15 protein-coding genes and 1 pseudogene are annotated in these 14,028 nt (G+C 69.1%); 9 read left to right on the top strand and 7 right to left on the bottom strand.

The annotated features are described in order from the left end of the window. Positions 1 to 74: 74 nt before the first annotated feature. The 3 genes from Q0D75_RS06820 to Q0D75_RS06830 all read right to left on the bottom strand — a co-directional run bounded on the left by Q0D75_RS06820 (position 75) and on the right by Q0D75_RS06830 (position 3,244). On the bottom strand, positions 75 to 1,154 hold the full coding sequence (locus Q0D75_RS06820; RefSeq protein WP_291050807.1) for an inositol-3-phosphate synthase: 1,080 nt from the start codon (positions 1,152 to 1,154) through the stop codon (positions 75 to 77). Between the two features lie 75 nt (positions 1,155 to 1,229). Next, positions 1,230 to 2,054: a PIG-L family deacetylase gene (locus Q0D75_RS06825; RefSeq protein WP_291050809.1), complete on the bottom strand. Its 825-nt coding sequence runs from the start codon at positions 2,052 to 2,054 to the stop codon at positions 1,230 to 1,232. A gap of 2 nt (positions 2,055 to 2,056) precedes the next feature. Then, the gene (locus Q0D75_RS06830) at positions 2,057 to 3,244 is read right to left on the bottom strand and encodes a glycosyltransferase (protein ID WP_291050811.1); all 1,188 of its coding nucleotides are present in this window, start codon (positions 3,242 to 3,244) and stop codon (positions 2,057 to 2,059) included. 168 nt (positions 3,245 to 3,412) lie between these two features. On the opposite strand from Q0D75_RS06830, the pseudogene rpsF reads away from it, so the two are divergent. From rpsF to Q0D75_RS06860, 6 genes and pseudogenes are all read left to right on the top strand, one after another. Next, positions 3,413 to 3,763 (top strand): annotated as a pseudogene (gene rpsF / locus Q0D75_RS06835) (30S ribosomal protein S6); the annotation flags it as partial. A 128-nt stretch (positions 3,764 to 3,891) separates the two neighbouring features. After that, on the top strand, positions 3,892 to 4,428 hold the full coding sequence (locus tag Q0D75_RS06840; protein WP_291050817.1) for a single-stranded DNA-binding protein: 537 nt from the start codon (positions 3,892 to 3,894) through the stop codon (positions 4,426 to 4,428). A gap of 33 nt (positions 4,429 to 4,461) precedes the next feature. Beyond that, on the top strand, positions 4,462 to 4,725 hold the full coding sequence (gene rpsR / locus Q0D75_RS06845) for a 30S ribosomal protein S18 (protein ID WP_022895757.1): 264 nt from the start codon (positions 4,462 to 4,464) through the stop codon (positions 4,723 to 4,725). A gap of 11 nt (positions 4,726 to 4,736) precedes the next feature. Next, the gene (rplI, locus tag Q0D75_RS06850) at positions 4,737 to 5,189 is read left to right on the top strand and encodes a 50S ribosomal protein L9 (protein WP_291050820.1); all 453 of its coding nucleotides are present in this window, start codon (positions 4,737 to 4,739) and stop codon (positions 5,187 to 5,189) included. Positions 5,190 to 5,592: 403 nt separating this feature from the next. Then, positions 5,593 to 6,978 (top strand): replicative DNA helicase, encoded by a 1,386-nt coding sequence (dnaB, locus tag Q0D75_RS06855; protein ID WP_291050822.1) that lies wholly within the window; start codon positions 5,593 to 5,595, stop codon positions 6,976 to 6,978. 104 nt (positions 6,979 to 7,082) lie between these two features. Further along, positions 7,083 to 7,868, top strand: coding sequence for an SDR family oxidoreductase (locus tag Q0D75_RS06860; RefSeq protein WP_291050825.1), 786 nt, complete (start codon positions 7,083 to 7,085; stop codon positions 7,866 to 7,868). Here Q0D75_RS06860 and Q0D75_RS06865 read toward each other — a convergent pair whose 3' ends face one another. Next, complete coding sequence (locus tag Q0D75_RS06865) at positions 7,869 to 8,417, bottom strand: MarR family winged helix-turn-helix transcriptional regulator (RefSeq protein ID WP_291050831.1); 549 nt, start codon at positions 8,415 to 8,417, stop codon at positions 7,869 to 7,871. A 61-nt stretch (positions 8,418 to 8,478) separates the two neighbouring features. On the opposite strand from Q0D75_RS06865, the gene Q0D75_RS06870 reads away from it, so the two are divergent. The 3 genes from Q0D75_RS06870 to Q0D75_RS06880 are packed head-to-tail and all read left to right on the top strand — an operon-like array spanning position 8,479 to position 11,537. Next, positions 8,479 to 10,638, top strand: a complete 2,160-nt coding sequence (locus tag Q0D75_RS06870; RefSeq protein ID WP_291050834.1) for an MMPL family transporter — start codon at positions 8,479 to 8,481, stop codon at positions 10,636 to 10,638. A 39-nt stretch (positions 10,639 to 10,677) separates the two neighbouring features. Next, positions 10,678 to 11,292: a hypothetical protein gene (locus tag Q0D75_RS06875; RefSeq protein WP_291050836.1), complete on the top strand. Its 615-nt coding sequence runs from the start codon at positions 10,678 to 10,680 to the stop codon at positions 11,290 to 11,292. Next, a complete protein-coding gene (locus Q0D75_RS06880) occupies positions 11,289 to 11,537 on the top strand; it encodes a hypothetical protein (RefSeq protein ID WP_291050839.1) in 249 nt (82 codons plus the stop codon). The genes Q0D75_RS06875 and Q0D75_RS06880 overlap by 4 nt, the downstream gene beginning before the upstream one ends. Positions 11,538 to 11,567: 30 nt before the next feature. Here the strand turns inward: Q0D75_RS06880 and purB are convergent, their stop codons facing one another. From purB to Q0D75_RS06895, 3 genes are read right to left on the bottom strand one after another with little or no spacing between them, the layout of a single operon-like run. After that, a complete protein-coding gene (gene purB, locus Q0D75_RS06885) occupies positions 11,568 to 12,968 on the bottom strand; it encodes an adenylosuccinate lyase (RefSeq protein ID WP_291050841.1) in 1,401 nt (466 codons plus the stop codon). A gap of 43 nt (positions 12,969 to 13,011) precedes the next feature. Beyond that, a complete protein-coding gene (locus Q0D75_RS06890) occupies positions 13,012 to 13,554 on the bottom strand; it encodes a low molecular weight protein-tyrosine-phosphatase (protein ID WP_291050844.1) in 543 nt (180 codons plus the stop codon). A 53-nt stretch (positions 13,555 to 13,607) separates the two neighbouring features. Continuing rightward, a complete protein-coding gene (locus tag Q0D75_RS06895) occupies positions 13,608 to 14,009 on the bottom strand; it encodes a phage holin family protein (RefSeq protein WP_291050848.1) in 402 nt (133 codons plus the stop codon). Positions 14,010 to 14,028 lie beyond the last annotated feature (19 nt).

Consider the following 14,028-nt stretch of genomic DNA (forward strand, 5'->3'; position numbering starts at 1 on the left):
CCGGCGACTTGGCAGAAGTCGCCGGTTCTCGCGCTGACTTGCCACAACTTGTGGCAAGTCGCGGGTGGGGAGTGCTACGCGGTGGGGGTGTTCGCCGTGATGAACTCCTCGAGGCGGGTGCGGGCCACGTCGTCGGGCAGCTGCACGGCCGGCGACTTCATGAAGTAGGCCGAGGCCGACTCGACCGGGCCGCCGAGGCCGGCGTCCAGCGCCAGCTTCGCCGCGCGCACGGCGTCGATGATGACACCGGCCGAGTTGGGCGAGTCCCACACCTCGAGCTTGTACTCCAGGCTCATCGGGGCGCCGCCGAAGCCATGGCCCTCCAGGCGCACGAAGGCGAACTTGCGGTCATCCAGCCACGGCACGTGGTCGCTCGGGCCGATGTGCACGTCGCCCTCGGGCAGGTCGATGTCGATGTTCGAGGTGACCGCGCGCGTCTTCGAGATCTTCTTCGAGTTGAGGCGGCGGCGCTCCAGCATGTTCTTGAAGTCCATGTTGCCGCCGACGTTCAGCTGATAGGTGTGGTCGAGCTGGATGCCGCGGCTCTCCAGCAGGCGCGCGAGCACCCGGTGGGTGATGGTGGCGCCGACCTGGCTCTTGATGTCGTCGCCGACGATCGGCAGTCCCGCGGCCTCGAACTTGGCGGCCCACTCGGGGTCGGAGGCGATGAACACCGGGATGGCGTTCACGAAGGCGACCCCGGCGTCCAGAGCGGCCTGCGCGTAGTGCTTCGCGGCCTTCTCCGAACCGACGGGCAGGTAGCACACGAGCACCTCGGCACCGGATGCGCGCAGCGCTTCGGCCACGTCGACGGGCTCGGCGTCGGACTCGTCGATCATCTCGGTGTAGTACTCGCCCAGACCGTCCAGGGTGGGTCCGCGCAGCACCGTCACGCCGGTGGGGGCGACGTCGGCGAACTTCAGGGTGTTGTTCTCGCTGGCCCAGATCGCGTCGGCGAGGTCGGCTCCGACCTTGGCGGCGTCGACGTCGAACGCGGCCACGAACTGCAGGTCGCCCACGTGGAACGGGCCGAAGCGCGTGTGCATGAGGCCGGGGATGGCCTCCGACTCGTCGGCGTCGGCGTAGTACGTCACGCCCTGGATCAGCGAGTTGGCGCAGTTGCCGACCCCCGCGATTGCGACCTTGATGCTCATTCGGGCAGCCCTCTTCGTCGTTGTCAAAACTTAACGATCCTATCGGGGGTGGGGAAGGTCGCCGGGCCGCTTGACTCAGAGCAGGCGGCGGTACTGCTCGAGGGCGCCAACCGGATGCCGCTGGCCCCCGCTCAGCACGAACCAGGGGGTGCCGTCGGCGGAGTGATCGATGGTGAGCTGCGTGGCGTGGGCCGCCATAGCGGCGACCTTCGCGGCGAGCTGGGGCGTCACATCGAGCCTGAGCACATCCTCGACGGAGGGCGCCGGCCCGGATGCCGACTCCGCCGCGCCGTCGGGCACCCGCGGTTCGACGATCGCGAAGTACGGGAGGGCGCCCTCCCGGGCAGTCCGCAGGCCGAGTTCGTGCATCCGTACATGGTCGGGATGGCCGTACCCGCCCAGGGCGTCGTAGCCTACGACCGCCGTGATGCCGTGCGGGAGCGTGGCGGACAGGTCGGCGAACTCCTCATCGAGGCCGGAGAGACTGAGCGAGTCGTCTGCCGCGTCACCGGCCGCCTCGGCGAAGCCGCTCGCAGCCCAACGCATTCCCGAATCGGCATATTCGCGATCCGGGCGGTTCGCCATGCGTGCCGGCGTGGAACCGAGAAAGTGGTGCGCCGGCCCCCCGAGCGCAGCCAGCGCGATATTCAGCTCGGTCACCCGATGCGGACCGAGTGCGGGCGAGCCTTCGAGTGCGGCGAGCGGGCCGGGAACCACTTCGCCCTGCTCGCCCCGCGTACCGGTGATCACGGTCACGTCGACACCGGCGGCGCGCAGGGCGGCGATGGTGCCGCCGGTCGAGATGGACTCGTCATCGGGATGCGCATGCAGGAAGACCGGATGCGCGCCGAATGCTGACAGGGCCGCGCTGCCGGTGAGGGGGGATTCGGAGGACGTCATGATCAGAGGACTCTCTCATAGAGCCGCTCGAGCTGCGCGGCGGTCTGCGCCCAGGTGTGCCGCCGGGCGTGCGCGGCCGCCGACGCCGAGAGCGCGGCCAGGCGATCCGGGTCGCCGAGCAGGTCGTCGACGGCCTCGGCCCACGCGGCCGGCGAACGATCCTCCAGCAGCACGCCGCTCACCCGGTCGGCCACCGCCTCGGCCAGACCCCCGGCCGAGCGGGCGGCGACGACCGGGGTTCCGCTGGCCGCCGCCTCGAGCGCCACGAGCCCGAAGGTCTCCGAGTGGGAGGGAACCAGAAGAAGGGAGGCCTCGCGCAGCAGTCGAGCGGCTTCGTGGCGCGGGACGGCGGGCAGGAACACGACATCGTCGCCCACCCCCCGCTCGTCGGCGAGGCGACGGAGACCCGAGGCGTACTCGTCCTGCCCGGGGCTGGTGCCACCCGCGATGACCAGGCGTGGCCGCCGGCCGGCCGGGATGCGGGACAGGGCTTCGACGGCCAGCTCGATCCCCTTCAAAGGCTGGATGCGCGCCAGCACCACGAGGAACGGGCGGCCGCGGGACGGGACATCCGGAGCCGACGGGTGGAAGAGCGCCGTGTCGACGCCGGGGGGCACACCGACCACGCGCGCGGGATCGGCATCCGTCGCCCCCAGGATGGCGGTGCGCTCGGCCGCGGTGGCCGCGATCGTGAGGGCCGAGTTCTGCACGAGCATCCGCTCGGCATCGAGTCTCTCGACGGGTTCCGGACGGTCGCCCGGTGCCAGCCGTTCGTTCTTCAGGGCGGCCACCGTGTGCAGGCTCAGGATGTGGGGAGCGGTCCAGGCCGCCGCGGCGTCGAGCCCGGCCAGACCCGAGAGCCAGTAGTGGGAGTGCACGACGTCGAATCGCGGGAGCGCTCGGAGCGCCCGGGTGAACTCCGGCACCAGGGTGGGCAGGGATGCCTTCGGAACCGGAGTGAGTGGTCCCGCCCGCAGGAAACGGACCGGCACTCCCCCGGGGGTCGTGCCGACCCCGGTCGCCCCGGCCGCCGCATCCGTCGCCCGCGTCAGCAGCTCGACCTCGTGGCCCCGAGCGGCCAGCGCCTCGGCCACGCCCACCAGGTAGACGTTCATGCCGCCCGCATCCGCACTGCCCGGCTGCTCGAGCGGGGAGGTGTGCAGGGTGACGAGGGCGATGCGCAGGCTCACCCTCACACCTTCACACATCACAACTCCCCACCACCCGACTGCACCGCTCTGGTAGGGTATGGAAGTTGTCTTGTGCCCGGCGGAAATCGTCCGAAGGGTACGAGACCGATGCATAACCCTCCTGTCGCAGAGATTCTGCGGCCGTTCTAGTCCGAAGGAGGTGGGTTTGTGACGCATCAGTACGAACTCATGGTCATCCTCGATCCCGAGATCGACGAGCGCACCGTGGCTCCCAGCCTCGACAAGTTCCTCAATGTCATCCGCAACGACGGTGGAACCGTCGACAAGGTCGACATCTGGGGCCGCCGTCGCCTGGCCTACGAGATCAACAAGAAGACCGAAGGCATCTACGCCGTCGTCAGCCTCACCGCGAACAGCTCCGCCACGGTCGAGCTCGACCGCCAGCTGAAGCTCTCCGAAGCCGTCATGCGCACCAAGGTGCTGCGGGCCGAAGAAGGCCTCGCGCAGGTCGCCGCCGCGTCCAAGCTCGCCGAGGAGAAGGCCGCCCGCAAGGCCGCCAACCCCAAGGCCGCTGCCGCTGCTCCCGCAGCCGCTGCCAGCTCCGCTGCTCCGGCAGCCGCCGTCAAGGCCGCGTCGGCGAAGCCCGCCGCAGCCGCTGCAGCAGCTCCGGCCGCCGAGTAGTCGTCATGGCGGGCGAAACCGTAATCACAGTGGTGGGCAACCTCACCGCCGACCCCGAGCTGCGTTACACGCAGAACGGGCTGGCGGTCGCGAACTTCACGATCGCATCGACCCCCCGTACGTTCGACCGCGCGTCGAACGACTGGAAAGACGGCGAGGCGCTGTTCCTCCGCGCGAGCGTGTGGCGTGAATTCGCCGAGCACGTGGCCGGATCGCTGACCAAGGGCAGCCGCGTCGTCGCGACCGGTCGCCTGCGCCAGCGCTCCTACGAGACGAAAGAGGGCGAGAAGCGCACCTCGATCGAGCTCGAGGTCGACGAGATCGGCCCCTCGCTCCGTTACGCGACCGCGCAGGTCACCCGAGCCACCAGCGGTGGCGCCGGTGGCGGTGGCGGAAGCTTCGGTGGCAACGGCGGCGGTGGCAACCGCGGTGGCCAGCCCGCCGTCGAGGAGCCCTGGGCCGCATCCGCGCCCTCGTCTTCCGGCGCCGGTGGCGACGTGTGGAACACTCCCGGCAGCTACGCCGACGACACCCCCTTCTAAACTTCTCTTCTTTCAGAACAGGAACCCAAAACAATGGCTGGAAAGTCAAGCGGCGACCGCCGCAAGCCGCTCCGCGGCGCCAAGGGTGCGAAGAACGCCGCACCCGCGAAGTCGATCCGCGTCGGCGTCATCGACTACAAGGACGTTGCGACCCTTCGCAAGTTCATCTCGGAGCGTGGAAAGATCCGCGCCCGCCGTATCACGGGAGTCTCCGTCCAGGAGCAGCGCCTCATCGCCCGTGCCGTCAAGAACGCCCGCGAGATGGCACTTCTGCCCTACGCCGGCTCGGGCCGCTAAGGAGCAGCAGAATGTCGAAAATCATCCTCACCCACGAGGTGACCGGTCTGGGCGCTCCCGGCGATGTCGTCGAGGTCAAGAACGGGTTCGCCCGTAACTACCTCGTTCCCAAGGGCTTCGCCGTGGCGTGGAGCCGCGGTGGCGAGAAGCAGGTCGAGCAGATCAAGGCCGCCCGCGTCGCCCGCGAGCACGCCACGATCGAAGAGGCCCAGCACGTCAAGCAGACGCTCGAGAACGCCACCGTGAAGCTCACGGTCAAGGCGGGCCAGGGCGGACGCCTGTTCGGCTCGGTGAAGACCTCCGACATCGCTGACGCGGTTTCGGAAGCCGGCATCGCCCAGCTCGACAAGCGCAAGATCGAGATCCCGGTCGCCATCAAGGCCACCGGCAACCACGAGGCCACCGTGCGCCTTCGTGACGACATCTCGGCCACGATCACCCTCCAGGTGGTCGCTGCGAAGTAGTCGTACCCGAGAAGGGGTGTCCAGGGCTCTCGGGCCCTGGACACCCCTTTTCTGCGCCCGATTCTCCCCAGTTCTATACACAGGGCTCTGGGGAGAAAGCAAGCTTCAAGTGCAGGTCGAAGGATGTCTCCACTAACAACCTGTGCAATCATAAAAGCCCTGGTCAAGATTCTTTTACACCCGAATCTTCGTGGTTTGTCCACAGGCCAGTCCACAGTTTTCACACATAGCTTCCGGCGTTTCGCGCAGATCATCCACACCTTTATCCACAAGGCTGTTTGGAGGCGGCCGGAAGCCCTTCCTACTCTGGGGCAGCGCCCTCGGGGAAGCCGATGTCGGTGGTCGGTCTTGGAATGGGTACGAGCAGTACGAGCCGCCCAGGGCGGCAGATCAGGAGTCCACGTTGTCGATCGCCCATCTCGGTCTCGCCGGTGAACAGCGCTCGGGTGAGGGGCAGGGGTCCCAGCGCGCCGGCGACCGCACTCCCCCGCACGACCTGCTGGCCGAGCAGAGCGCCCTCGGCGGCATGCTGCTGAGCAAAGACGCCGTGGCCGACGTGGTCGAGGTCATGCGGGGCGTCGACTTCTACATGCCCAAGCACGAGGTCATCTTCGACGCGATCCTCAACCTCTACTCGCACGGTGAGCCCACCGACGTGATCGCCGTCACCGACGAGCTCACCAAGAGCGGCGAGCTCAGCCGGGCCGGCGGCGCCGACTACCTGCACACCCTCACCGGTCTCGTTCCCACGGCCGCCAACGCCGGCTTCTACGCTCAGATCGTCAGCGAGAAAGCGGTGCTTCGTCGTCTGGTCGAGGCCGGCACCCGGATCGTGCAGATGGGCTACGCGAGCGAGGGCGAGGTCACCGACCTGGTCAACAACGCCCAGGCCGAGATCTACGCGGTCAACGGCGGCGTCGAGGCCGAAGACTACGTGCCGCTCACCGTGGCCGTCACCGCCGCCATCGACGAGATCGAGGCAGCGGCCGGCAAAGACGGGTCGATGACCGGCGTGCCCACCGGCTTCGCCGACCTCGACAACCTCACCAACGGATTCCACCCCGGTCAGATGATCATCGTGGCCGCTCGTCCGGCGCTCGGTAAGTCGACGCTGGCGCTCGACTTCTGCCGCGCCGCCTCGATCAAGAACGACATGCCCTCGATCTTCTTCTCGCTCGAGATGGGTCGCTCGGAGATCGCGATGCGCCTGCTCTCGGCCGAAGCATCCGTGCCCCTGCAGAGCATGCGCAAGGGCCGCATCGAGGGTCGCGACTGGACGACGCTCGCCTCCACCCGCGGCCGCATCAACGACGCGCCGTTCTACATCGACGACAGCCCGAACATGACCCTGGTCGAGATCCGCGCCAAATGCCGGCGGCTCAAGCAGAAGGTGGGCCTCAAGCTCGTCGTCATCGACTACCTGCAGCTGATGACCTCGGGCAAGAAGGTCGAGAGCCGCCAGCAGGAGGTGTCGGAGTTCTCCCGGGCGCTCAAGCTGATGGCCAAGGAACTCCAGGTTCCGGTGATCGCGCTCTCGCAGCTGAACCGTGGCCCCGAGCAGCGCTCGGACAAGAAGCCCGCCATCAGCGACCTGCGTGAGTCGGGTTCGCTCGAGCAGGATGCCGACATGGTCATCCTGCTGCACCGCGAGGGCGCCTACGAGAAAGACAACCCGCGTGCGGGCGAGGCCGACTTCATCGTGGCCAAGCACCGCAACGGCCCCACCGCCACCATCACGGTGGGCTTCCACGGCCACTTCTCCCGCTTCGCGGACATGCCCCCGGCGTAGGCCGGCCGCCTGAGGCCCGCGCGGGCCGATCACATCACCAGCGCTCGCCGAATCGCAAACGGTAGGACTATTGTCGGACAGTAGGACAGGCGATGGGAGCGACGATGCTTTTCTCTGGGACGGATGGCCCCGGGGTGCTGGCGAACGCGCCGGCCGCGGGGGATGTGGTGCTGGTGACCGGGGCGGCCGGCGGGGTGGGGGCGGCCGTCGTCGAGGCGGTACGCGCTGCGGGCGGGCGCGTCGTGGCGGAGGACATCAGTGCGGGCCTGGAGGCGCGCCACCGGGGCGACGACGACGTGCACGTGATCACGGGTGACGTGGCCGATCCCGGCACGGCCGAGGCCGCTGTGGCCGCGGCTCTGGAACGGTTCGGGCGGCTGGATGCCCTGGTAAACGTCGCCGCGCGCTTTCATTCGGCGCCCCTGGAGGACATCGGCGCCGAGGACTGGGACGCGCTGATGGCCACGAACATCCGCGGGGTGCACCTGCACGTGCGGGCGGCGGTGGCGGCACTGGCCGAACGTCGCGGGGCGATCGTGAACGTGGCCTCGATCTCGGGCCTGGTCGGGCTGCCGGCCCAGATGGCCTACTCCGCCACCAAGGGCGCCGTGGTGCAGATGACCCGGGCCGCCGCCGTCGAACTGGCGCCACGGGGCATCCGGGTGAACGCCGTCGCGCCGGGTGCGATCGCCACCGGTTTCATGGACGAGGCGCTGGCCGGCGACCCCGATCCGGAGGCGACCTGGCGCGCGATCGCGGTGGGGCATCCGCTCGGCCGGATCGCGACCCCCGAGCAGGTCGCCGCCCCGATCGCTTTCCTGCTCTCGGCCGGCGCCGGCGCCATCACCGGGGCCGTGCTCACCGTGGACGGCGGCTACACGGCGCAATGATCACTCGAGCGGCCGCGCCGCCTCGGTGGCCGTGCGATAGACCTCGGTGACGTCGCGCAGGAAGCGCTCGACGACGGTGCGGTCGTGCGGCCCCAGGCCGTCGACCAGGCCGGAGATGCCGGCGATGATGGGCAGCAGCTCGTCGACGGCGCGGTTCACCGAGGCGCGAGCCGGAACCACCACGATCTTGCGGCGGTCGTGGTCGTGCGGATGCCGCTCCGCGTGCCCGAGCGCGACGAGGCGGTCGACCACCAGCGTGCTGGCCGCGGTGGAGACGCCCAGGCGCCCCGCGAGCTCGCTAGGGCTGAGCGGGCCGTTCTGGATGAGATGCTGCATCGCGGAGAGATCGGTCGGATTCACCGTGAGCACCGTGCCGAGGTGGCGCTCGAAGGCACGCGACCAGACGTCGAGGTCGCGCAGGGCCTCGGTGATGGCGGTCGGGTCGGCGATGCCGGCATCCGCGAGTTCGGCACGCGACCAGGGCTGCTCGCCCGGCGCGTCCGGCTCCGTGCTCGGCGGCGGTTTGCGGATGTCTGCCATGAATGACATGCTAAACCCCTAGGTAGTTAAGTTGCTTAGAAACAGTGGACCACCCCGCGAAGGACTCTGCATGCGCTCGATCTCCCGCTTCGTCACCGGACGCGGATCCGCTTGGATCGCCCTCGGTATCGCCGCCGTCGCCATCGTTCTGCTGTTCGGACTGCTCCCCAAGGGCTCGAGCGACAGCTTCCCGCCCTCGGGCCTGCCCGACTCCAGCGAAGCCGCACAGGTCACGGCGCTTCTGGAGGAGTTCCCCTCGGCCGACAGCACCGCGGCCGTCGTCGTGTACAGCCGGGGCGTGGGCTCCGGCGAGGCGCTGACGGACGCCGATCGCGCGGCCATCACGGCGAACGCGGCGGTGCTCGCCGAGCAGTCGATCTCTCCGCAGGCGGTCGTGCCGCAGTTCAGCGACGACGGACTGGCGGCGATCGTGGCCGTGCCGCTGGACGGGGCGAGCGTGGAGGACGACATCGAGGCGACGGCCGCGGGCCTGCGCGCCGACGCATCCGCCGATCTGCCCGACGGCCTCACCGCGCTGCTGACCGGTCCGGTGGGCTTCCAGGCCGACATCACGAACGCCTTCGCGGGCGCCGACTTCCGGCTGCTGCTGGTGACCGTGATCGTGGTCGCGATCCTGCTGATCGTCACCTACCGCTCCCCCGTGCTGTGGATCGTACCGCTGGCCGTGGTGGGCATCGCCGACGGCCTCGCCCGGGTGGTGGTGACCGCTCTCGCCGATCCGTTCGGCATCACCATCGACGCCTCGATCGGCGGCATCCTCTCGGTGCTCGTGTTCGGCGCGGGCACGAACTACGCCCTGCTGCTGGTGGCGCGCTACCGCGAAGAGCTCACCAAGGTTCAGGATCGGCACACCGCCATGCTGACCGCCGTGCGCAGTGCGGGCCCCGCGATCGCGGCCAGTGGCGGTACGGTCGCCCTCAGCCTGCTCACGCTGCTGCTGGCCCAGCTCGCCGGCAACCGTGCGCTCGGCTTCGCCTGCGCCATCGGAGTGGTGATCGCCATCGCGTTCGCGCTGCTCGTGCTGCCGGCCGCGCTCGTGGTGTGCGGGCGCGGGCTGTTCTGGCCGTTCGTGCCGCGCGTGCAGACCGACGCGGAGCACACCCAGCGCGCCGCTACGAAACCGGGTCTCTGGATGCGTCTCGGCCGCGGTGTGGCCAAGCGCCCCGCAGCGGTCGCCATCGTCGCCACCCTGGGCATCGGCATCCTGGCCCTGGGGCTCTCCGGCTACCGGGTCGGCCTCTCCCAGACCGACCAGCTGATCGGGAACCCCGAGTCGGTGCAGGCCCAAGAGGTGATCGACGCCTCCTTCTCCGCCGGTCTGACGGGCCAGACCATCGTGCTGACCCCGACCGAGGCGGTTCCGGATGCCACGGGCCTCGCCCAGGGCGTGGACGGGGTCGAGTCGGTGCGCCCGGTCGAGGTCTCAGGCGACCTCACCCGCCTGGACGTGACGCTGGCCGCCGAGCCGGAGAGCGATGCCGCCTTCGCCACCATCGAAGCACTGCGGACCGCCTACGCGGACGCGGGCCCCGACAACCCCGTGAGTCAAGCCCTCGTGGGCGGAAGCGATGCGACCGCGCTCGACACGAACACCGCTTCAGCGGCCGATCAGGCGCTGATCATTCCGCTCATCCTGGCGATCGTGTTCGTGATCCTGGCGTTGCTGCTGCGCAGCCTCGTGGCCCCCGTGCTGCTCATCGCCAGCGTGCTCGCCACCTTCTTCGCGAGCCTCGGCGCCTCGAACGTGCTGTTCCAGAACGTGCTCGGCTTCCCCGCCTTCGACTCGAACGTGATCCTGTTCGCATTCCTGTTCCTGGTGGCCCTGGGCGTGGACTACAACATCTTCCTCACCACCAGAGCGCGCGAGGAGTCCGTGCGTCACGGCACCCGGGAGGGGATGGTGCGAGCGCTCTCCTCCACCGGAGGCGTGATCACGAGTGCGGGAATCCTGCTGGCCGCCGTGTTCGCCGTTCTCGGCGTGCTACCCGTGGTGGCGCTCACCCAGATCGGCGTGATCGTCTGCATCGGCGTGCTGCTGGACACCCTGGTGGTGCGCACCGTGCTGGTGCCGGCCCTGGTCTTCTTGACGGGAGACGCCTTCTGGTGGCCGTCCCGCCCGGCGGCGCACGCGCATCCTGAGCTCGCCGGCGATGCTCCGGATGCGACGGCCGGGCGGGCACACGCGAGGCACTCAGGCGCAGCGCAATAAACTAGGAGAACGCGCATGATCTGAATCGAGGACCCCGGAGTGACCGACTCACCCCGTCACCTGCCGCGCTCGCCCTACTGGGGCGTGCCCGTGGCCCGGGCGATCCCGTTCGTGATCACCGCTCTGGTGATCACCTTCCTGTCCAACCACTCCGCCCAGATCGGCCTGCTGAGCTACGGCGTGCTGGCGATCGTGTCGGGCGTGCTGGTGGGCGTGCTCTCCTGGCGCACGCTGACCGAGCGCTCGCTGCGGGTGAACTTCCTCATCCAGGGCATCTCCGGTGTGGTGTTCGGCGTGCTCGCCATCGCCTTCAACGGCGGAGGCCTGGGCTTCCTGCTGTTCTGCGCCACCATGAACTCGGCCGTCACCGGCTTCCTCGAGCTCTACGCCGGCCTCCGCAACACCAAGAATCCCGCATCGCGCGACTGGGCCGTCGTCGGCGGGCTCACCGTGATCTTCGCCCTGGTGCTGATCTTCTTCCCCACTGATCCGGTGTTCGCCGTCGGCATGCTCGGCGCCTACTCCGCCATCGTGGGGCTGTTCTTGATCATCGCCGGTCTGTCGCTGCGCTGGGGCACCCAGCCGGCATCCGGCACCGCGGCATCCGCTGCGGTGCGACCCGGGCAGACGCCGCGAAGTGGAAAGGCATCGTGAACCAACCCTCGAAGCGCGATCGACTGAAGCCGGTCGAACTGCTCGTCCTGTCGGCCGTCCTGTCGCTGTTCGTCGGCCTGACCGTCCTTCTGGCGACCCGGGAGATCGTGCTCTCCCTGATCTTCTTCGGCGTCGCCTTCATCGTGGTGCTCGTGGTGATGGCGATGTTCTCGCTGTCGATCAAGCCCAACGACACCGAGCAGCTCGAGATCGACGATGAAGGCGACCACCCCGCCGGTCACTGAGCCGGGCTCGGCGCGGCGGGGCGACCCGCCTCAGCCGGCGGCGGGCGTCGGCAGGATGTGGTCGACGAGCTGCGAGGCGAGGCCGGTGTAGACGCCCGGCGTGAGCGCCACCAGGCGCGCCTTGGCGTCGGTGCCGATGTCCAGGCCCTCGACGAAGGCCACGAGGTCGGCCTGGCCGATCCGGTGACCGCGGGTGAGCTCTTTCAGCAGGGCGTACGGATCGGCGATCGACGAACGGCCCGCGGTGACCTCGGCCCGCACGACGGTCTGGATCGCCTCGCCGAGCACCTCCCAGTTGGCGTCGAGATCGCGCGCCAGCGCCTCGCGGTTCAGCGAGATGGCGCCGAGGCCGCCCGTGATGTTGTCGAGAGCGAGCAGTGAGTGGCCGAGCGCCACGCCGATGTTGCGCTGCGTGGTGGAGTCGGTGAGGTCGCGCTGCAGGCGCGAGGTGACCAGCGTGGAGGCCAGCGAGTCGAGCAGCGCGCTGGAGAGCTCGAGGTTGGCCTCGGCGTTCTCGAAGCGGATCGGGTTGATCTTGTGCGGCATCGTCGACGAGCCCGTGGCACCGGCGACCGGGATCTGGGTGAAGTAGCCCATCGAGATGTAGGTCCAGACATCCGTGCACAGGTTGTGCAGCACGCGGTTGGCGTGGCTGATGCGCGAGTAGAGCTCGGCCTGCCAGTCGTGCGACTCGATCTGGGTGGTGAGCGGGTTCCATTCCAGGCCCAGCGAGTTCACGAAACCGCGCGAGATCGCCTGCCAGTCGGCCTCCGGATCGGCCACCAGATCGGCGGCGAAGGTTCCGGTGGCGCCCGAGAACTTGCCGAGGTACTCGGTGCCCTCGATCTGCTTCTTGATGCGCTCGAGGCGGTGCACCGTGACCGCGAGCTCCTTGCCCATGGTGGTGGGCGTGGCGGGCTGGCCGTGGGTGAGCGCCAGCATCGCGTCGTCGCGGAGCTCCACGGCGAGACCGCGCAGCTTCTCGATCACACCGCTGAACTTCGGCAGCCACACCTCGGTGACGGCCTGGCGGATGGTGAGCGCGTAGGAGAGGTTGTTGATGTCCTCGCTGGTGCAGCCGAAGTGGGTGAGCTCGGCGATCTGGTTGAGGCCCAGCTCGGCCAGCTTCTCGCGCACGAAGTACTCCACGGCCTTCACGTCGTGGCGGGTGGTGGCCTCGAGCGTGCCGATGCGATCGATCTCGTCCTGGCCGAAGTCCTGCACCACCGAGCGCAGGCGCCGGGCGAGTTCGGGGTCGAGTGGGCTGGAGCCGAACATCGAGTGGTCGGTGAGGTAGAGCAGCCAGTCGATCTCCACGTGCACCCGCGCGCGGTTCAGGCCCGCCTCGGAGAGGAACTCGCCGAGCTCGGAGACGGCGGCGCGGTAGCGGCCGTCGAGGGGGCTGATGGGCTGAGGGGGCAGAGGAGGCATGAGGGTTTCGTGATCTTTCGTGTGGGCGGTGCGGGAGTCGGAGCTAGAGCGCGGGCGAGCGGGGGAACGCCGGCTCGATCTGGCGGAACAGAGCGGCACTGGAGTGCTCGATCATGGCCAGGACCGAGTCGAACATCGCGGCGTCGGAGTAGTAGGGGTCGGGCACGTCGTGGCGGCCGGCGTAGTCGGGGTCGAAACCGAGCAGCAGGCGCACCTTCTGCTTGTCCTCGTCGGTGCGGGCCCAGGATCGGAGCACGCGCTCGTGGCTGCGGTCGAGGGCGATCACCAGATCGAGCTCGTCGAACCACGCCCCCTCGAACTGGCGCGCCCGGTGGGCCGAGCCGTCGTAGCCGCGGGCCCGGAGCGCCTCCACTGTGCGGGGATCGGCGTGCTCGCCCACGTGCCAGTCACCGGTGCCGGCCGAGGTGACGACCACGCGGCCCGAGAGGCCTGCACGGTCGACCAGATCGCGCAGCACGACCTCGGCCATCGGCGAGCGGCAGATGTTGCCCGTGCACACCACGCAGATGCGGAACGCCTCGCTGACGGACTTCTCCGGAGCGGATTCCTCGGCGTGTCGGGGCATGCTGCCTATTCTCGCACTCGGCGTTGCAGCGCCGATAGCGGCGCCGGATGGGGTCAGCGGTTGCGACGGCCGGCCAGCGGGCGCAGGATGGCGCCGATGATGGCCGAGAGGATGGCGAGCACGAGTGCACCGAGCACGGTCCACCAGAAGCTCTCCAGCGTCAGCCCGAAGCCGAACCAGCCGGTGACCACGGCGACCAGCCAGAGCAGCAGGGCGTTCACGAACAGCGAGATGATGCCGAGCGTGAGGATGTAGAGCGGGAACGCCACCACCCGGATGACCGAGCCGACGAAGCCGTTGATGATGCCGAACACCAGCGCCACCAGCAGGTAGGTGATCACGGTCTCGAAGGCCCCGCCGTCGCCGATCGGGTCGATCTTGACCCCCGCGACGATCAGGGTGGTGAGCCACAGGGCGATCGCGTTCGCGATGAGGGAGACCAGGAATCTGCGCATGCCACCACTATCCCATCCA

The sequence above is a fragment of the Herbiconiux sp. genome, assembly GCF_023264855.1.
In the GTDB taxonomy this organism is placed as follows: Bacteria; Actinomycetota; Actinomycetes; order Actinomycetales; family Microbacteriaceae; genus Herbiconiux.

What these genes read in the sequence shown, in the direction of transcription:
- Q0D75_RS06820 (WP_291050807.1), bottom strand. Translation starts at nt 1,154, where the DNA reads ATGAGCATCAAGGTCGCAATCGCGGGGGTCGGCAACTGCGCCAACTCG.
- Q0D75_RS06825 (WP_291050809.1), bottom strand. Translation starts at nt 2,054, where the DNA reads ATGACGTCCTCCGAATCCCCCCTCACCGGCAGCGCGGCCCTGTCAGCA.
- Q0D75_RS06840 (WP_291050817.1), top strand. Translation starts at nt 3,892, where the DNA reads ATGGCGGGCGAAACCGTAATCACAGTGGTGGGCAACCTCACCGCCGAC.
- rpsR (WP_022895757.1), top strand. Translation starts at nt 4,462, where the DNA reads ATGGCTGGAAAGTCAAGCGGCGACCGCCGCAAGCCGCTCCGCGGCGCC.
- rplI (WP_291050820.1), top strand. Translation starts at nt 4,737, where the DNA reads ATGTCGAAAATCATCCTCACCCACGAGGTGACCGGTCTGGGCGCTCCC.
- Q0D75_RS06860 (WP_291050825.1), top strand. Translation starts at nt 7,083, where the DNA reads ATGCTTTTCTCTGGGACGGATGGCCCCGGGGTGCTGGCGAACGCGCCG.
- Q0D75_RS06865 (WP_291050831.1), bottom strand. Translation starts at nt 8,417, where the DNA reads ATGTCATTCATGGCAGACATCCGCAAACCGCCGCCGAGCACGGAGCCG.
- Q0D75_RS06870 (WP_291050834.1), top strand. Translation starts at nt 8,479, where the DNA reads ATGCGCTCGATCTCCCGCTTCGTCACCGGACGCGGATCCGCTTGGATC.
- purB (WP_291050841.1), bottom strand. Translation starts at nt 12,968, where the DNA reads ATGCCTCCTCTGCCCCCTCAGCCCATCAGCCCCCTCGACGGCCGCTAC.
- Q0D75_RS06890 (WP_291050844.1), bottom strand. Translation starts at nt 13,554, where the DNA reads ATGCCCCGACACGCCGAGGAATCCGCTCCGGAGAAGTCCGTCAGCGAG.
- Q0D75_RS06895 (WP_291050848.1), bottom strand. Translation starts at nt 14,009, where the DNA reads ATGCGCAGATTCCTGGTCTCCCTCATCGCGAACGCGATCGCCCTGTGG.